The organism is Mycobacterium fragae (assembly GCF_002102185.1).
Classification (GTDB): domain Bacteria; phylum Actinomycetota; class Actinomycetes; order Mycobacteriales; family Mycobacteriaceae; genus Mycobacterium; species Mycobacterium fragae.
In genome coordinates, this window is the sequence record NZ_LQOW01000024.1 from 39,475 (window position 1) to 56,864 (window position 17,390).

12 protein-coding genes are annotated in these 17,390 nt (G+C 66.4%); 1 reads left to right on the forward strand and 11 read right to left on the reverse strand.

Annotation, left to right across the window (positions count from 1 at the left end; all coding sequences use genetic code 11):
* Positions 1 to 56: 56 nt before the first annotated feature.
* From AWC06_RS11095 to AWC06_RS11125, 7 genes are all read right to left on the reverse strand, one after another.
* The gene (locus AWC06_RS11095) at positions 57 to 1,685 is read right to left on the reverse strand and encodes an acyl-CoA dehydrogenase family protein (RefSeq protein ID WP_085197310.1); all 1,629 of its coding nucleotides are present in this window, start codon (positions 1,683 to 1,685) and stop codon (positions 57 to 59) included.
* 47 nt (positions 1,686 to 1,732) lie between these two features.
* Positions 1,733 to 2,575 carry a CE1 family esterase gene (locus AWC06_RS11100; protein ID WP_085197311.1) on the reverse strand — a complete coding sequence of 281 codons (843 nt, stop codon included), beginning with the start codon at positions 2,573 to 2,575 and terminating at the stop codon, positions 1,733 to 1,735.
* A 15-nt stretch (positions 2,576 to 2,590) separates the two neighbouring features.
* Positions 2,591 to 3,343, reverse strand: a complete 753-nt coding sequence (locus tag AWC06_RS11105; RefSeq protein ID WP_085198004.1) for a deoxyribonuclease IV — start codon at positions 3,341 to 3,343, stop codon at positions 2,591 to 2,593.
* Between the two features lie 136 nt (positions 3,344 to 3,479).
* Positions 3,480 to 7,430 (reverse strand): DNA-directed RNA polymerase subunit beta', encoded by a 3,951-nt coding sequence (locus tag AWC06_RS11110; RefSeq protein WP_085197313.1) that lies wholly within the window; start codon positions 7,428 to 7,430, stop codon positions 3,480 to 3,482.
* A 35-nt stretch (positions 7,431 to 7,465) separates the two neighbouring features.
* The gene (gene rpoB, locus AWC06_RS11115) at positions 7,466 to 10,972 is read right to left on the reverse strand and encodes a DNA-directed RNA polymerase subunit beta (RefSeq protein ID WP_139820013.1); all 3,507 of its coding nucleotides are present in this window, start codon (positions 10,970 to 10,972) and stop codon (positions 7,466 to 7,468) included.
* Positions 10,973 to 11,350: 378 nt separating this feature from the next.
* Positions 11,351 to 12,427, reverse strand: a complete 1,077-nt coding sequence (locus AWC06_RS11120; protein WP_085197317.1) for an ABC transporter ATP-binding protein — start codon at positions 12,425 to 12,427, stop codon at positions 11,351 to 11,353.
* A gap of 131 nt (positions 12,428 to 12,558) precedes the next feature.
* Positions 12,559 to 14,058 (reverse strand): carotenoid oxygenase family protein, encoded by a 1,500-nt coding sequence (locus AWC06_RS11125; protein ID WP_085197319.1) that lies wholly within the window; start codon positions 14,056 to 14,058, stop codon positions 12,559 to 12,561.
* 67 nt (positions 14,059 to 14,125) lie between these two features.
* Between AWC06_RS11125 and AWC06_RS11130 the strand changes: the two genes are divergently transcribed.
* Entirely contained in the window at positions 14,126 to 14,830 is a 705-nt protein-coding gene (locus AWC06_RS11130) for a TetR/AcrR family transcriptional regulator (RefSeq protein WP_372458048.1), read from the forward strand.
* On the opposite strand, the gene rplL is transcribed toward AWC06_RS11130, so the two are convergent.
* From rplL to AWC06_RS11150, 4 genes are all read right to left on the reverse strand, one after another.
* Entirely contained in the window at positions 14,823 to 15,215 is a 393-nt protein-coding gene (gene rplL, locus AWC06_RS11135) for a 50S ribosomal protein L7/L12 (RefSeq protein ID WP_085197321.1), read from the reverse strand. The genes AWC06_RS11130 and rplL overlap by 8 nt on opposite strands.
* 24 nt (positions 15,216 to 15,239) lie before the next feature.
* Positions 15,240 to 15,803, reverse strand: a complete 564-nt coding sequence (rplJ, locus tag AWC06_RS11140; RefSeq protein ID WP_085197323.1) for a 50S ribosomal protein L10 — start codon at positions 15,801 to 15,803, stop codon at positions 15,240 to 15,242.
* A 281-nt stretch (positions 15,804 to 16,084) separates the two neighbouring features.
* Positions 16,085 to 16,414: a hypothetical protein gene (locus AWC06_RS11145; RefSeq protein ID WP_085197324.1), complete on the reverse strand. Its 330-nt coding sequence runs from the start codon at positions 16,412 to 16,414 to the stop codon at positions 16,085 to 16,087.
* A gap of 83 nt (positions 16,415 to 16,497) precedes the next feature.
* On the reverse strand, positions 16,498 to 17,388 hold the full coding sequence (locus AWC06_RS11150; protein ID WP_085197326.1) for an ROK family protein: 891 nt from the start codon (positions 17,386 to 17,388) through the stop codon (positions 16,498 to 16,500).
* Positions 17,389 to 17,390: the final 2 nt, after the last annotated feature.

Genomic DNA, 17,390 nt, shown 5'->3' on the forward strand with positions numbered 1-17,390 from the left:
GCAAGCGGGCGGTGCCCCCACCTCATCACTGCCCAATAGATCGTCGCCGGCGCGTGTCATCCCTTGATCATCGCCCGCTCGAGAATCGGCGCGAGATCCAGCCCGGACGGCATGGTGCCGAACGCGCCGCCCCACTGCCCGCCAAGGCGGGTAGCCAGGAAAGCTTCGGCCACTGCCGGATGTCCGTGCCGCACCAGCAGCGAGCCCTGCAGCGCCAGGCAGATGTCTTCGGCCACCTTGCGGGCCCGATACTCGAGGGTCTCGAGGTCGGTCAACTGCCGGCGCAGCTCCTCGACGTGGGCGTCCAGCCGCGGATCCTGGCCCGCGCTCTTGGCCAGCTCGTCAAACAGCACCTCGACACACTCCGGACGAGTTGCCATGGCGCGCAAGGTATCCAGTGCGCTGACATTACCCGAGCCCTCCCAGATGCCCATCAATGGCGCCTCGCGATACAGCCGCGGCATCCCCGAGTCCTCCACATAGCCGTTGCCGCCCAAACACTCCAGCGCCTCGGCAGCGTGTGGGGTGGAGCGCTTGCACACCCAGTACTTGGCGGCGGCCAGCCCGATGCGGCGCAACAACGTCTCGGTCTCATCGCCGCGCACCGAGTTGTCAGTGGCGCCGGCCATCCGCATCGCCACCATGGTGGCGGCCTCGGCCTCAACGGCCAAATCCGCCAGTACATTACGCATCAGCGGCTGATCGATCAGATACGCGCCGAACGCCTTGCGGTGCTGCGCATGATGCACCGCGAACGTCAGCCCTGTGCGCATACTGGTGGCGCTACCCAGCGTGCAGTCCAGCCGGGTCAGGTTGACCATTTCGATGATGGTGCGAACACCGCAGCCCTCCTCACCGACCAGCCACGCCGTCGCACCGTCGTACTCCACCTCACTGGAGGCATTGGCATGATTGCCCAGCTTGTCCTTGAGCCGCTGCAACAGCATCCGGTTGCGGGTGCCGTCGGGCAACACTCGAGGCAGGAAAAAACACGACAGCCCACCCGGCGCCTGGGCGAGCACCAGGAAGATGTCGCACATCGGCGCCGAGGTGAACCACTTGTGACCGGTCAGCCGATAACTGCCGTCGGCGTTCGGGGTGGCCTGGGTTGTGCCGGCGCGGACGTCGGAGCCGCCCTGTTTTTCGGTCATCGACATGCCCGCAGTGATACCGACTTTCGTGGTCGGCACCTTGAGCTCGGGGTCATATGACCGGCTGGTCAGCAGCGGCTCGTAGATGGCGGCGAGCTCGGGGTTGCAACGCAGCGCAGGAACGACGGCGTAGGCCATCGAAATCGGGCACATGTGGGCGGCTTCGGCGGTCCACACACTGGTCTTCGCCGCGCGCACCACATGCGCGCCGGGCCGTGGATCTGCCCACGGCGCTGCGTGCAGACCGTGCTCGATGGCCGTGCGCATCAGCTCGTGGTAGGCGGCGTCGTATTCGACCTCGTCGATCCGGTGGCCGTAGCGGTCGTGGGTGTGCAGGATCGGCCGGTTGCGGTCGGCCAGCTCACCCCAGCGTTGCGCCTGCTTGGAACCGGATATCGCACCGATCGCGGTCACCTCGTCCACGCCCCACTGCCCGCCCTCGCGGATCAGCGCCTCGATGAGGACCGGGGATGACGCCGGGTTGTGCTCCTCCAGGGGTGGAACCTGGTTGGTGACGGCATGAGTATCTGGCATGGCGTCAATGTTACATTTTTTCTACAACTGCACAAGGCATGTAATGGTCAGCGTGGGTGGTCGGCGAAGAATTCCGACAACTTCTCCGTGGCGAAGCGCGGCCATTGATGGCCGCCGCCGTCGACGGTGACCAGTTCGACGCTGCGGTTGTCGGGGCATCCGGCAATCGACGTGGTGACCGAACCGCTGGTGCTGATGGCCGGGGCGCCGCAGTGATCCACGTTGCGCCAGAACGCATTCACCTTCGGCACCGGTGGACCGTCGATGTGGGCCCAGCCCTCCCCGCGTCCGCCCTCGTAACGAACGAGCCGATCGGCGGTGCCGTGAATATGCATGATCGACGTCGGGTGCGGAGACTTACACCGGTCCAGCTGAGTGGCCGCATCCGGGCCGATCGCAGCGAAGACGTCGGTCCTGCACGCCAGCGTGTAGGACATGATGCCGCCGTTGCTTATGCCGGTGGCGTACTCGCGGGACGGGTCGACGCCGATGTTCCTGCCGATGTCGCCGACGACCGCGGTGATGAAGGCGACGTCGTCGACGCCTTCCTTCGCGGGCCGGCCGCAGCAGCCACCGCCGTCGACGTTCCAGGCCCGGTTGAGGCCGTCGGGATAGGCCACCACGAATTTCGACGCGTCCGCCAAATCATCCCAGCCGTAGGCTTTTTCGGCCTGCTGTCCGCTGCCGAAGCCACCGTGCAGCATGACGACTAGCGGCGCCGACGGCGGTAGTCCTTTCGGCTTGTAGAGGCGGTAGGTGCGCTCGAGTCCGCCGACATTGATGGTGTGCACGCTGGTGCCGTCGATGAAGGTCGACGGCTCTGTCGTTTGCCGCGTGAGGCAGCCCGCCACTACCAGCACCACACCGAGAATTGCGACAACCCTGAGCATGGCGTTGCGGTTCGGTCAGCCGAGTCGCTCGCGCAGGAACGCGATGTCGTCTTTGCGTCCCTCGTCGGCTGTTTCGCAGATGACCGGTGCGTCCGCTGCCCGCACCACCGCCACCAGCAGCTCGGGATCGATCTGACCGGTGCCGAAGTTGGCATGCCGGTCAGCACCCGAGCCCGCCGCGTCCCTTGAGTCGTTGCAGTGCACCAGGTCGATGCGGCCGGTCAGTGCCTTTATCCGCTCGACCGCGTCGATCAGCTCCTCGCCCGCGGCCCACGCGTGGCAGGTATCCAGGCAGAAGCCGATTCCCTTGTCGCCGATATGATCCCAGAGCCGACCGATGGTGTCGAAGTGGCGAGCCATTGCGTGGTCGCCGCCCGCCGTGTTCTCCAAATACATCTGAACGTCTGTTTCCAGGTAATCCAGAGCCTTGACCCAACGCGCGAAGCCGGCCTCCATGTCGTTGTCGTCAGCATGACCGCCGTGCACGATCACTGCCGTCGCATTGATCGCCGAGGCCGCGTCGCAAGTGTCCTGCAAGATCTTGCGCGACGGGATGCGGATGCGGTTGTTGGCCGAGGCCACGTTGATCAGGTACGGCGCGTGGACGTACAGCGGCATGGTCGACGCCTTCAGCGTCTCGGCGTCGTCGCGCGGCTTCGGCTTTTTCCAGCTCTGCGGGTTGCCGAGGAAGAACTGCACCGCGTCGGCGCCGTCCGCCTGCGCGGCGGCCAGGGGATCGTCTTGGTGGACGTGCGAACCAATGAGCACGTCGGCCAGTTTAGTGGTGGTCCACGAGCGGCGAACGTGAAGCTGGCCGCACACTCGACGCCGAATGTGAAGCTAGCCGCACACTCGTCGCACGAAAAGGCCCCGGGCCGAGGCCCGGGGCTCTTCGCACCTCTGACTAGCGGTAGTCGGAGTAACCGTAGTCGTCCAGCGGGACGGCGGCGCCGGTGGCCTGGCCGAAGTCCGGGCTGTAGTACTGATCCTCGTACGACGGGATCGTGTACGCCGCGGCCCGGGCCTCCTCGGTCGGCTGCACCTGGATGTTGCGGTAGCGGTTGATCCCGGTACCGGCCGGGATCAGCTTGCCGATGATCACGTTCTCCTTCAGACCGTTGAGCTTGTCGCTGCGGCAGTTGATCGCCGCATCCGTCAACACTCGCGTGGTCTCCTGGAACGACGCCGCGGAGAGCCACGAGTCGGTGGCCAGCGACGCCTTGGTGATACCCATCAGCACCGGGCGACCGGCGGCGGGCTCGCCACCCTCGGCCACCACCCGACGGTTCTCGGCCTCGAACTCCGCACGGTCGATCAGCGAACCGGGCAGGAACTCCGTCGAGCCCGAGTCGATGATGGTCACACGGCGCAGCATCTGCCGGACGATCACCTCGATGTGCTTGTCGTGGATCGACACACCCTGCGCCCGGTAGACCTCCTGGACCTCCTTGGTCAGGTGGATCTGCACCTCGCGGGGGCCCTGCACGCGTAGCACCTCGTGCGGGTCGGCGGAGCCTTCCATCAGCTGCTGGCCCACCTCGACGTGGTCGCCGTCGGCGAGCAGCCGCTCAGTGCCGTCCTCGTGCTTGAACACCCGCAGGCGCTGGCGCTTGGAGAGCTTGTCGTAGACCACTTCCTCGCCGCCGTCGTCAGGGACGATGGTGATCTTGTAGAAGCGGTCGCCCTCCTCGAGCCGCACCCGGCCGGTGACGTCTGCGATCGGCGCCTTACCGCGCGGCACCCGGGCCTCGAAGAGCTCCTGCACCCGCGGCAGACCACCGGTGATGTCCTCACCGACACCACCCTGGTGGAACGTGCGCATGGTCAGCTGCGTGCCGGGCTCACCGATGGACTGGGCGGCGACGATACCGACGGCCTCGCCGATGTCGACCAGCTTGCCGGTTGCCATCGAACGCCCGTAGCAGACCGCGCAGACCCCGGTTCCGGTGGCGCAGGTCAGCACCGAACGCACCTTCACGTGCGTGATGCCCGCGGCCAGCAGGGCCTCGATCTCGGGGTCACCCAGATCCTGACCGCGCTCGACAATCACCTTGCCCTTCTCGTCGACCGCGTCGGCACCCAAAGTGCGGGCGTAGGCGGAGGTTTCGATGAACGCGTCGCGGATCAGCGTGCCGTCGGGCTGACGCTCGGCCAGCTCGACGGTGATGCCGCGCTCGGTGCCGCAGTCGCCCTCGCGCACGATGACGTCCTGCGACACGTCCACCAGACGACGGGTCAGATAACCCGAGTCGGCGGTGCGCAACGCGGTGTCGGCCAAGCCCTTCCGCGCGCCGTGGGTGTTGATGAAGTACTCCAACACCGTCAGGCCCTCACGGAACGACGACTTGATCGGCCGCGGGATGAACTCACCCTTCGGGTTGGTCACCAGACCCTTCATGCCCGCCAGCGTCCGGGTCTGGGTGAAGTTACCCGTGGCACCGGAGTCGACGATCGTGATGATCGGGTTGTCGTCGGGGTAGTGCTTGCGCAGCGCCTCGCCGACCTCGTCGGTGGCTTCCTTCCAGATCTCCACCAGCGCCTCGTTGCGCTCGTCGTGGTTCAAAGCACCACGCTGGAACTGCTTTTCGACCTTGTCGGCCCGCTCTTCGTAGGCGTCGAGGATCTCCTGCTTGCCCGGCGCCACCAACACGTCGGCCATCGACACGGTGACACCCGACCGGGTCGCCCAGTAGAAACCGGCATCCTTGAGCTTGTCGACGGTCTGCGCGACCACGATCATCGGGTACCGCTCGGCCAGATCGTTGATGATCGAAGCCTGCACCTTCTTGTGCATCTGCTTGTTCACGAACGGGTAGCCCACCGGCAGCAGCTCGTTGAACATCACCCGACCCAGCGTGGTCTCGGCCATCCAGGAATCACCTGGCTGCCAACCGTTTTGGCCGAACAACTCGGTTTCGAGTTCGACCGGCGGACGCAGCTGGGAAAGCCGCACCTTGATCTTCGCGCGCACGCTCAAGACGCCGCGGTCGGCGGCCATGATGGCCTCCGCCGGCGACGCGTACACGCCCGACTCGGGCCGGTCTTTGGCAGCGGGCACGTATTCGCCGGTGTCGCCGGGAACTTCGGTGGTCAGGTAGTACAACCCGGTCACCATGTCCAGCCGCGGCATGGCCAACGGGCGGCCCGACGCCGGCGACAGGATGTTGTTCGACGACAGCATCAGGATGCGGGCCTCGGCCTGCGCCTCTGCGCTCAACGGCAGGTGCACGGCCATCTGGTCGCCGTCGAAGTCGGCGTTGAACGCCTCACACACCAATGGGTGCAGCTGAATCGCCTTGCCCTCCACCAGCATCGGCTCGAAGGCCTGGATACCCAGCCGGTGCAGGGTCGGCGCGCGGTTCAGCAGCACCGGGTGCTCGGCGATGACCTCTTCCAGCACATCCCACACCTGCGGACGCTGACGCTCCACCATCCGCTTGGCGCTCTTGATGTTCTGCGCGTGGTTGAGGTCGACCAGCCGCTTCATCACGAACGGCTTGAACAGCTCCAGCGCCATAAGCTTGGGCAGACCGCACTGGTGCAGCTTGAGCTGCGGGCCGACCACGATCACCGAACGGCCCGAGTAGTCGACACGCTTACCGAGCAGGTTCTGGCGGAACCGGCCCTGCTTGCCCTTGAGCAGATCGGAGAGCGACTTCAGCGGACGGTTGCCGGGCCCGGTGACCGGACGGCCGCGACGGCCGTTGTCGAACAACGCGTCGACGGACTCTTGCAGCATCCGCTTCTCGTTGTTGACGATGATCTCGGGCGCACCCAGATCGATCAGCCTCTTGAGCCGGTTGTTGCGGTTGATCACCCGGCGGTACAGGTCATTCAAGTCGGACGTGGCGAACCGGCCACCGTCGAGCTGCACCATCGGACGCAGTTCCGGCGGGATCACCGGCACGGCGTCGAGCACCATGCCCATCGGCGAGTTGGTGGACTGCTGGAAGGCCGCGACCACCTTGAGCCGCTTGAGGGCGCGAAGCTTCTTCTGCCCCTTGCCGTTTCGGATGACCTCACGCAGCGCGTCGGCCTCGGCGTCGATGTCGAAGCTCTCGATGAGCTTCTGGATCGACTCCGCACCCATGGCACCGGTGAAGTACTCGCCGTAGCGGTCGACCAGCTCGCGGTAGAGGTTCTCGTCGACGATCAGCTGCTTGGGGGCCAGCTTGGTGAAGGTGTTCCAGATGTCCTCCAGCCGGTCCAGCTCGCGCTGTGCCCGGTCGCGGATCTGACGCATCTCCCGCTCGCCGCCGTCGCGAACCTTGCGCCGCGCATCGGCTTTCGCACCCTCGGCCTCCAGTTCGGCCAGGTCGGCTTCCAGCTTCTGCGCACGCGCCTCGAGGTCGGCGTCGCGCTGGTCCTCGACCGCCTTGCGCTCGACGGTCATCTCGGCCTCGAGCGTGGATAGCTCGTTGTGCCGCATCTCCTCGTCGACGGACGTGATCACATACGCCGCGAAGTAGATGATCTTCTCGAGATCCTTGGGCGCCAGGTCCAGCAGATACCCCAACCGCGACGGCACGCCCTTGAAGTACCAGATGTGCGTCACCGGCGCGGCCAGCTCGATGTGGCCCATCCGCTCGCGGCGCACCTTGGCACGGGTCACCTCGACGCCGCAGCGCTCACAGATGATGCCCTTGAAGCGCACCCGCTTGTACTTGCCGCAGTAGCACTCCCAGTCGCGAGTGGGGCCGAAGATCTTCTCGCAGAACAGGCCGTCCTTCTCCGGCTTCAATGTGCGGTAGTTGATGGTCTCCGGCTTCTTCACCTCGCCGTACGACCACTGCCGGATGTCGTCGGCGGTGGCCAAGCCGATCCGGAGTTCATCGAAGAAGTTGACGTCTAACACGTAACTCCCTTTCCCCTTTCGGGACTAGAAAACAATTACGCTAGGTCCTCAACGGACGCAGATTCGTTGCGGGACAAGTTGATTCCCAGGTTCGCCGCAGCGCGCTCCAGGTCCTCGTCGTCGCCGTCGCGCATCTCGATCGCCGCGCCGTCGCTGGAGAGCACCTCCACGTTGAGGCACAGCGACTGCAGCTCCTTGAGCAGCACCTTGAACGACTCCGGGATGCCCGGCTCGGGGATGTTCTCCCCCTTGACGATCGCCTCGTACACCTTGACCCGGCCGACGGTGTCGTCGGACTTGATGGTCAACAGCTCCTGCAGCGTGTACGCCGCGCCGTAGGCCTGCATGGCCCAGCACTCCATCTCGCCGAAGCGCTGGCCACCGAACTGCGCCTTACCGCCCAGCGGCTGCTGGGTGATCATCGAGTACGGGCCGGTGGAGCGGGCGTGGATCTTGTCGTCCACCAGGTGATGCAGCTTCATGATGTACATGTAGCCGGTGGTCACCGGGTACGGGAACGGCTCACCGGAGCGCCCGTCGTACAGGATCGCCTTGCCGTCCCCGTCGACCAGCACATCGCCGTCGCGGTTGGGCAGCGTCGAGGACAGCAGACCCTGCAGCTCCGCCTCCTGGGCGCCGTCGAACACCGGCGTGGACACGATCTTGTTGGGCTCGGCGTCCAGCAGCTCCTCGGGCAGCCGCTCGGCCCAGTCCGGCACGCCCTTGGCCGTGTCGATCTTCCAGCCGCTGTGCGCGCACCAGCCCAGGTGAGTTTCCAGGATCTGGCCGATGTTCATCCGTCGCGGCACACCGTGCGTGTTCAGGATGATGTCCACCGGAGTGCCGTCCGGCAGGAACGGCATGTCCTCGACCGGCAGGATCTTGCCGATCACACCCTTGTTGCCGTGTCGTCCGGCGAGCTTGTCGCCGTCGGAGATCTTGCGCTTCTGGGCCACGTAGACGCGCACCAGCTCGTTGACGCCGGCCGGCAGCTCGTCGTCGTCCTCGCGGGAGAACACCCGGATGCCGATGACCTTGCCGGACTCGCCGTGCGGCACCTTCAGTGAGGTGTCGCGGACCTCGCGGGCCTTCTCACCGAAGATCGCGCGCAGCAGCCGCTCTTCCGGGGTCAGCTCGGTCTCACCCTTCGGGGTGACCTTGCCGACCAGGATGTCGCCGTCGCGGACCTCGGCACCGATGCGCACGATGCCGCGCTCGTCCAGGTCGGCCAGCACCTCGTCGGAGACGTTCGGGATGTCCCGGGTGATCTCCTCGGCGCCCAGCTTGGTGTCGCGGGCGTCGATCTCGTGCTCCTCGATGTGGATCGAGGTGAGGATGTCCTCCTCGACCAGGCGGTTGGACAGGATGATCGCGTCCTCGTAGTTGTGGCCCTCCCACGGCATGATCGCGACGAGCAGGTTCTTGCCCAGCGCCATCTCACCTTGGTCGGTGCAGGGGCCGTCGGCGATCACCTGGCCGGCCTCGACGCGCTCGCCGGCGTCGACGATCGGACGCTGGTTGGCGCAGGTGCCGTGGTTGGAGCGGGCGAACTTGCGCATCCGGTAGGTGTGCCGGGTGCCGTCGTCGTGCATCACCGTGATGTAGTCGGCGGACACCTCCTCGATGACGCCGCTCTTGTCGGCGACGACGACGTCGCCGGCGTCGATCGCGGCACGCAGCTCCATGCCGGTGCCCACCAGCGGCCGCTCGCTGCGCACCAGCGGAACCGCCTGGCGCTGCATGTTGGCACCCATCAGGGCGCGGTTGGCGTCGTCGTGCTCGAGGAACGGGATCATCGCGGTGGCCACCGAAACCATCTGGCGCGGCGACACATCCATGTAGTCCACCTCCGACGAGGAGACGTACTCGACCTCGCCGGCCTTGCGGCGCACCAGGACACGCGGCTCGGTGAACCGGCCGTCGTCGTCGATCGGCGAGTTGGCCTGCGCGACGACGTGGCGGTCCTCTTCGTCGGCGGTCAGGTATTCGATCTCGTCGGTGACCACGCCGTCGCGGACCTTGCGGTACGGCGTTTCGATGAACCCGAACGGGTTGACCCGCGCGTACACCGAAAGCGACCCGATCAGGCCGATGTTCGGGCCTTCCGGGGTCTCGATCGGACACATCCGGCCGTAGTGGGACGAGTGCACGTCGCGCACCTCCAGGCCGGCCCGCTCGCGGGACAGACCACCCGGGCCCAGCGCCGAGAGCCGACGCTTGTGGGTCAGACCCGACAGCGGGTTGTTCTGGTCCATGAACTGCGACAGCTGGCTGGTGCCGAAGAACTCCTTGATCGCGGCGACTACCGGGCGGATGTTGATCAGGGTCTGCGGCGTGATCGCCTCGACGTCCTGAGTGGTCATCCGCTCGCGTACCACCCGCTCCATCCGGGACATGCCGACCCGGATCTGGTTCTGGATCAGCTCGCCGACCGTGCGCAGCCGACGGTTGCCGAAGTGGTCGATGTCGTCGGTCTCCACCGGCACCTCGACGCCGCCGGGGACGGTCATCGTGGCCTGACCCTCGTGCAGGCGCACCAGGTACTCGATGGTGGCGACAACGTCCTCTTCGGTCAGAGTCGTCGAACTGGTGTCCGCGGGGTTTCCGGCCAGGCCGAGTTTTTTGTTGACCTTGTAGCGGCCGACCCGGGCCAAGTCGTAGCGCTTCTCCTTGAAGAACAGGTTCTCCAGCAGGGTCTGCGCGGACTCCTTGGTCGGCGGTTCGCCCGGGCGCAGCTTGCGGTAGATGTCCAGCAGCGCCTCGTCGGTGCCGGCGGTGTTGTCCTTCTCCAGCGTCGACATCATGATCTCGGAGAAGCCGAACCGCTCGGTGATCTGCTCGCTGGTCCAGCCCAGCGCTTTGAGCAGCACGGTCACCGGCTGACGGCGCTTGCGGTCGATGCGCACACCGACCGTGTCTCGCTTGTCGACGTCGAACTCCAGCCACGCACCGCGGCTCGGGATCACCTTGACCGAATGCAGCGTCTTCTCGGTGGACTTGTCGATGGTCTCGTCGAAGTACACACCCGGCGAGCGGACCAGCTGGCTGACCACCACCCGCTCGGTCCCGTTGATGATGAACGTGCCCTTCTCGGTCATCATCGGGAAGTCACCCATGAACACCGTCTGGCTCTTGATCTCACCGGTGTTGTTGTTGATGAACTCGGCGGTGACGAACAGCGGGGCCGCGTACGTCATGTCCTTGTCTTTGCACTCGTCGACAGGGGCCTTGACCTCGTCGAACCGTGGGTCGGAGAAGGACAGCGACATCGAGCCGGAGAAGTCCTCGATCGGCGACAGCTCGTCGAGCACCTCTTCCAGGCCGCCCTTGGGCTCGGGCTCGCCGCGTTCGACGGCCTTCTCGCGCCAGCGCGGCGCACCGATCAGCCACTCGAACGAGTCGGTCTGCACGTCCAGCAGACCGGGAACCTCGAGCGGTTCACGCAGCTTGGCAAAGGAAATTCGATTGGGTGCTCCAGGAACGGAGCTATTGGAAGAAGGTTGGGGTCGGCTCTTTGTTTTGCTCTGGCGGGAGACTGCCAAGATGCATCCTTCCAGCACCTCATGCGGCTAGTGGGTTCGACCTGTTCGCCGCTATAACTGTGTCGGTTCGGCTGGCGAACGATCTGTCCGGATCTCACGCACGCAGCTAGATGGCTGAGCCAGCAACGGCTCAGGCTAGGACCACGGTGTCAAGTGGCGGATGAGATGGGCAGGAGGCAGCCAGCGCAACGTCCAACAATAGCGCAGGACGGCGCATTCCTCAACTACCGTGCCCGGGGACATCTGCGCTGGCTGGCGCCTCGTCCTACCCGTGCACGCATGCTGCCCAACAGACTGGCCCCTTCGGGCGCTTCCGTCAAGAGGTGACGCGCCAAGATGGTGGGGAAATCTCCTTCCGGCGGGGATTGGCGACGGTCGTTACCGGCGTTGGGTTGGGATCGACGCGGTGTCGTCCTCGTCGTCGCGGTGCCGGCCGGGGCCGGCTTCGTCGGGCAACTCGTGCGCCGCGTATTTGTGCGTGCCCTCAAGGGAGTCCAGGATCGCCGCCTGGGCGTTCTTCGGCAGGAGGTGCAGATTCTCCCGGACCCTGTCCTGCCGACGCTTGACCGCCTTGCGCTCGGGCATGCCGGGGGTGGCGGTGATCTGCGGCGGAACGCCCTCGATCTCCTCGACCCCGCCGTCGACGTGGCCCGCCTCCATGTGGGCCTGCTCCTCGGCCATGGTGGCCTCGTCCTTTTCCTCGGACATACCGATCGGTCCGATCCGACGGCCGTTGAGGAACTGCCGCACGACCGGCTCGTCGCTGGTCAGCAGCACCTCGCGCGGGCCGAACATGACCAGCTTGCGGCGGAACAGCATGCCCATGTTGTCCGGCACGGTGCGGGCGATGTTGATGTTGTGCGTCACGATCAGGATCGTGCAGTCGATCTGTGCGTTGATGTCGATCAGCAGCTGGCTCAGATAGGCGGTGCGGACCGGGTCCAGACCGGAGTCGGGCTCGTCGCAGAGGATGATCTGCGGGTCGAGCACCAACGAGCGGGCCAGGCCGGCGCGCTTGCGCATACCGCCGGAGATCTCGCCGGGGAACTTCTTCTCGTCACCGCCCAGCCCGACCATGTTCAGCTTCTCCATGACGATGTCACGGATTTCGCTTTCCTTCTTCTTGGTGTGCTCGCGCAGCGGGAACGCGGTGTTGTCGTAGAGGCTCATCGACCCGAACAGGGCGCCGTCCTGGAACATGACGCCGAACAGCGTGCGGATGTCGTAGAGCTCCTTGGCCGAGCACTCGGTGACGTCTGTGCCGTCGACGATGATCGAACCACGCTCCGGGCGCAGCAGGCCGATCAGGGACTTCAGGAAGACTGACTTGCCGGTACCCGACGGGCCGAGCAGCACGCTGACCTCACCGGCGGGGATCTCCATCGTGACGTCTTCCCAGATCCGCTGGGCTCCGAAGGACTTTGTAAGCCCCTCAACCTCGATAGCGATACCCATGCGAAATCCTCCCGCCGATGTTGCTCAATGCCACTCATCGAAGATTTGTGGCATGAGTCACTGTAGCGCACGCAGCTGAGCGTCATCTCGTACATGCGCCGTCACAACTTGAACAACATCGGCACCCGCTGTCAAGCGGTGGGCGCCCAGTTGCCGTGAAAGCCCATCGGCACCCGCTGCGGAAGATGCACGGTGGCCACCGACTCGAGGGTTGCCGCGTCGAGCAGCAGCAGCTGGCCCTCGTCGCGGCCGCGGTGGTAGCCGTAGCCCATCAGCAGGCCGTCATCCTCGGAGCGCCAGTCGGGGCGGGGGACGAAAGACATCTCGCCGATCAAAAGGTCGGCGTCGAGCCGCGCGGTCACGCTGGACCCGGTCGTGTAGTCGTGCTTGTAGAGCGCGGTGGAGAAGTCGTTTGCGCCGCCCGATAGGTAGCCGCCGTCGGTGCCGACGGCGTAGCCGTATCGGTGCCGCCCGCCCAGCAAAGTCTCGTTGATCCGGGGAAACTCCTGTGGCCGATCGTCGTGGCGCTCGCTGCTCACTGCGCCGGTGGTCAGATTGATGGTCCAGCGGTCCAGGGTGGGCCGGCTGTCGCCGGGGCCGCGACGGTCGCGGTCGAACATCCTGTCGTAGCGCACCACGTCGAGGATCAAGATTTCGGTGCCTTCGCGGTCTTCGGAGTACGCGTTGAGCGGGTGGTAGACGTAGCAGGGTTCGATCTCGAACCACCGGACGTCGGCGTTGCCGCCGTCGCGGGGCATGACGCCGATGCGCGCCGGGTAGTTGGGGTTCCAGGCGTAGGGCAGCCGGTCGGACGGCGTCGGATCGCGGTTGATCATCGCGGTGATCGGGCTGGGCACCCGCACGCGCCCGATCAGCGACTGCATCACCAGCCGCGCGGGCAGGCTCAGCCAGCGCGGCACGTTGGTCGGCAACGCCTGCATCGGGTCGAATGTCACCGGCAGGTCGTAGAGCACCACGTACTTCTCGGTGAGTGAAAAGTCATGCATCATCGGCGAACCCGACACCTTGATGTCGACGGTTCGGCGGGCGCGTCCGGCGGTGTCGATCACCGAGTACTGCACGGTTCGTCCGCGAGCGAACGAGTAGGACACCGCATGCAGCTCGCCGGTGGCCGGGTCGCGGTGTGGGTGCGCGGCGTAGCCCCCGGTCAGGGTGCCGTCGAAGTCGCACGTGCCGACGGTGTCGAGCTCGTCGGTCAGCTCGTAGTTGGCCACGCCGCCCTCGATGAGCGCCAATGTCCGTCCGGCATGGCCCAGCACATTGGTGTTGGCGCCGAGGGCCAGCATGCCCGCTCGAGGGTCCAGTCGGGGAGCCTTCTCGCCAAGACGGGAGCTTATCGACGGGCTGCGCACCCAGCGGTTGCGATACCAGCAGGCCTTGCCGTCGCGCAGTGCCACGCCGTGCACCATGCCGTCGCCGCTGAACCAGTGATAGGTGGCCGGATCAACCTCGGCGGCCGGGTTGGGTCCGTTCCGCAAGTAGCGGCCGTCGAGGTAGTCGGGGATCTGACCGGTGACCGGCAGGTCGGTGGCGGTCACTTCGGTCTTCACCGGCGCGAGGAAGCCCTCGAGGTAGGGGTTCCGGGTGGCGGCTTTGGCGGCAGTGGTCATCACTAGCTCCTAGCGGCATAACATTGATATTTCATTGTTATACTCGTCGTATGCCCGCTATGTCAAGATGGCAACGATGACTTCCCGGCTGATCTCAGGCACCGAACGCAGCGTGCGCGACGAGCTGGTGCACGCGGCGGTGCGGCTGCTCGACCACGACGGTCCTGACGCCTTGCAGACCCGCAAGATCGCGGGTGCGGCCGGAACCTCGACGATGGCGGTGTACACCCATTTCGGAGGGATGCAGGCACTGATTGCCGAGGTCGCCGAGGAGGGCCTGCGGCAGTTCGCCGACGCACTATCGGTGCCGCAGACGGCCGACCCGGTGGCCGATCTGGTGGCCACCGGCATCGCATATCGGCGCTACGCCATCGAGCGCCCGCACATGTACCGGCTGATGTTCGGCAGCACCAGCGCGCACGGCATCAACGCGCCCGCGCACAACGTCGTCAGCCTGTCGGTGGCCGAGATCAGCGAGCGCTATCCCAGCTTCGCGTGCGTGGTGCGCCCGGTGCACCGGTCGGTTCTCGCCGGCCGGATCAGCGCGGGCCCGGCGGGTGACGACGCCGCCGTCGTGGCGATCGCCGCCCAGTTCTGGGCGGCGATCCACGGGTTCGTGATGCTCGAACTGGCCGGATACTACGGCGACGACGGCGCTGCCGTCGGCCCGGTGCTCGCGACGATGACTACGAATCTGCTTGTCGCGCTTGGGGATTCACCCGAGCGAGTACAGCAGTCGCAGCGGTTGGCGCTGTCGGGTCGAACTACTTGACGGTGACGGTGGCGCCTGCGGCCTCGAGCTTGGTCTTGGCCTCGTCGGCAGCTTCCTTGGCGACCTTCTCCAGCAGCGGCTTGGGGGCGCCGTCGACGAGGTCCTTGGCCTCCTTGAGGCCCAGGCCCGAGACGATCTCGCGCACGACCTTGATGACGCCGATCTTCTTGTCGCCGGCGGCCTCGAGGATCACGTCGAACTCGGACTGCTCCTCGGCCGCCTCGGCGGCAGGAGCGGCCCCGCCCGGAGCGGCGGCGGCGACGGCGACCGGCGCAGCCGCGGTGACCTCGAAGGTCTCCTCGAACTTCTTGACGAACTCCGAGAGCTCCAACAGGGTCAGGTCCTTGAACGCGTCGAGCAGTTCGTCGGTGGAGAGCTTGGCCATGGTGTGGGTCCTTCCTGGGGTGGGTTATTCAGTGGTTTCGGGAGCTTCTGGGTTTTCGGCGACCGCGGGCGCCTCCGCGGCTTTCTTCTCCTGCAGGGCGGCGGCCAACCTGGCCACCTGCGACGCGGGCGCGTTGAACAGCCCGGCCGCCTTCGACAGGTTGGCCTTCATCGCGCCGGCCAGTTTCGCCAGCAGCACCTCGCGGGACTCGAGGTCGGCGATGCGCTCGACTTCGGCGACGGTCAGCGGGTGGCCGTCCATGTAGCCACCCTTGATGACCAGCGCCTTGTGGTCCTTGGCGAAGGTCTTGATGGCCTTCGCGGCGTCGACCGCCTCGCCGGAGACGAAGGCGATCGCCGTCGGCCCGATGAACAGCTCGTCGAGCCCTTCGATGCCTGCCTCCGCGGCGGCCCGCTTGACCAGGGTGTTCTTGGCGACCGAGTAGGTCGCGGATCCAGCCAGCGAGCGACGCAGCTCGGCCAGGTTGGCCACGGACAGACCGCGATACTCGGTAATCAGGGTCGCGGTGGCAGCCTTGAACTGCTCAGCGATGTCTGCAACGGCGGTGGCCTTGTCAGCCCGGGCCATGCATGCCTCCTTGGAGTCTCGGCCCGGAAATCACAAACGCCCCGACGCAGGAAGCGGTCGGGGCGTGCAGCATCGGCATGCCTCGTCCTCCTGCGTGGGCCGCCGGGAGTTCCCGGACCTTCAACCGATTGCTCGGTGACCGACGGTCTTCGGTGGATCGGCAACCACAATAGCGTGGCCGTGGCTTATCAGCCAAAACAGGCGGCGGTCAACAAGGCGAACATCGCCGCCAGAATCGCCGCCCGCAGCATCGACGCCCCACCAGCCACACAAGTCACTGATCAGAACCGGGTGGCTTTTTGGCCGCCTCGTAGCGACAATCGCGAAGCTTCGGCCCGCAGCGCCATCACCCGTCGGTGTATCCGGTGCTCGGTGCCACGCGGCATCCATCCCGGACCGTAGCGCCCGCGCCCGAGTCGATACACCCTGCCGCGGCGGACCTCCCACCGCAATGCGTCCGACACCGACTTGGATGGGCGGCCGTCGACGTCAAAGCCGTGCCACGCTAGCGCTTCGATCAGCTCGGCGATCGTCGCTCGGCCGTGGCTGAACAAATGCATTGTCAGTACATAGCGAAGGTCGATGCCCCGCAGCCGCCGTGAGTTATCCATTGTCGGACCGTCGCACGGCGGTCTGACATCCCCGCGTTGTCGCTACGAGGCGGGCAAAAAGCCACCTGGTCCCGTCGAGTGGCTCATGTGACAGATGGGACCAGCCGGGCGGCCCCGACCAGGCCCGCGTCGCCGCCCAGCGCGGCCGGCACCACGCGCAAGCCGCCCAGGAAATCCAAGCCGGCGTAGCACGCCAACGCCGCACGCAGTGGGTCAAAAAGCACCTCACCGGATTTCGCGACACCCCCACCGATGACCACCAGGTCCAGATCGCACGTCGCGGCCACCGACGCGATCATCGCGGCCAGCGCGGTGGCGCCGCGTTCGAACGCGCGCACAGCTACGGGGTCACCGGCGCGGGCCGCCTCGGCCAGCGCCAACGCGTCGGTCCCGGACCAGCCGTTCGCCCGCGCCCACCGCGTCATCGACGGGCCGGCCGCGACGGTCTCGACGCAGCCGCGCCCCCCGCAGGAGCAGGGCTGCCCGTCCGGGTCGACGACGACGTGGCCGACGTGCCCCGCGTTGCCCGTGCGGCCGTGATACGGCGCACCCTCGAGCACCAGTCCGCCGCCGACGCCGGTGGACACCACGATGCCGAGCAGGAAGTCGGCGCCCTGCCCGGCGCCGCGCCAGTGTTCCCCGAGCGCCATGCACACACCGTCACCGGCCAGCCGCACCGGCACACCCGGCACCGCCGCCGCGACCCGGTCCAGTAGCGGAAACCCTTGCCAGCTGGCGATGTTGATCGGCGTGACGGTGCCCGCTGCCAGGTCGACGGGACCGGCCGCGGCGACGCCGACGCCGCCGACGGCACCGCCGGCGGTGTCGACCCCGTCGGCGATCATCGCCTCGACCACGGCCCAAACCTCGCCGGTGGGCGTGGGCCGACGGGCCGAGTGCACCAGGGAGCCGGTGGAATCGACCAGGCCGGCAGCGATTTTGGTGCCGCCGATGTCGAGGGCAAGCGTGTGCATCT

What these genes read in the sequence shown, in the direction of transcription:
- rplJ (WP_085197323.1), bottom strand. Translation starts at nt 15,803, where the DNA reads ATGGCCCGGGCTGACAAGGCCACCGCCGTTGCAGACATCGCTGAGCAG.
- AWC06_RS11120 (WP_085197317.1), bottom strand. Translation starts at nt 12,427, where the DNA reads ATGGGTATCGCTATCGAGGTTGAGGGGCTTACAAAGTCCTTCGGAGCC.
- AWC06_RS11125 (WP_085197319.1), bottom strand. Translation starts at nt 14,058, where the DNA reads ATGACCACTGCCGCCAAAGCCGCCACCCGGAACCCCTACCTCGAGGGC.
- AWC06_RS11130 (WP_372458048.1), top strand. Translation starts at nt 14,126, where the DNA reads ATGGCAACGATGACTTCCCGGCTGATCTCAGGCACCGAACGCAGCGTG.
- AWC06_RS11150 (WP_085197326.1), bottom strand. Translation starts at nt 17,388, where the DNA reads ATGCACACGCTTGCCCTCGACATCGGCGGCACCAAAATCGCTGCCGGC.
- rplL (WP_085197321.1), bottom strand. Translation starts at nt 15,215, where the DNA reads ATGGCCAAGCTCTCCACCGACGAACTGCTCGACGCGTTCAAGGACCTG.
- AWC06_RS11095 (WP_085197310.1), bottom strand. Translation starts at nt 1,685, where the DNA reads ATGCCAGATACTCATGCCGTCACCAACCAGGTTCCACCCCTGGAGGAG.
- AWC06_RS11145 (WP_085197324.1), bottom strand. Translation starts at nt 16,414, where the DNA reads ATGGATAACTCACGGCGGCTGCGGGGCATCGACCTTCGCTATGTACTG.
- AWC06_RS11100 (WP_085197311.1), bottom strand. Translation starts at nt 2,575, where the DNA reads ATGCTCAGGGTTGTCGCAATTCTCGGTGTGGTGCTGGTAGTGGCGGGC.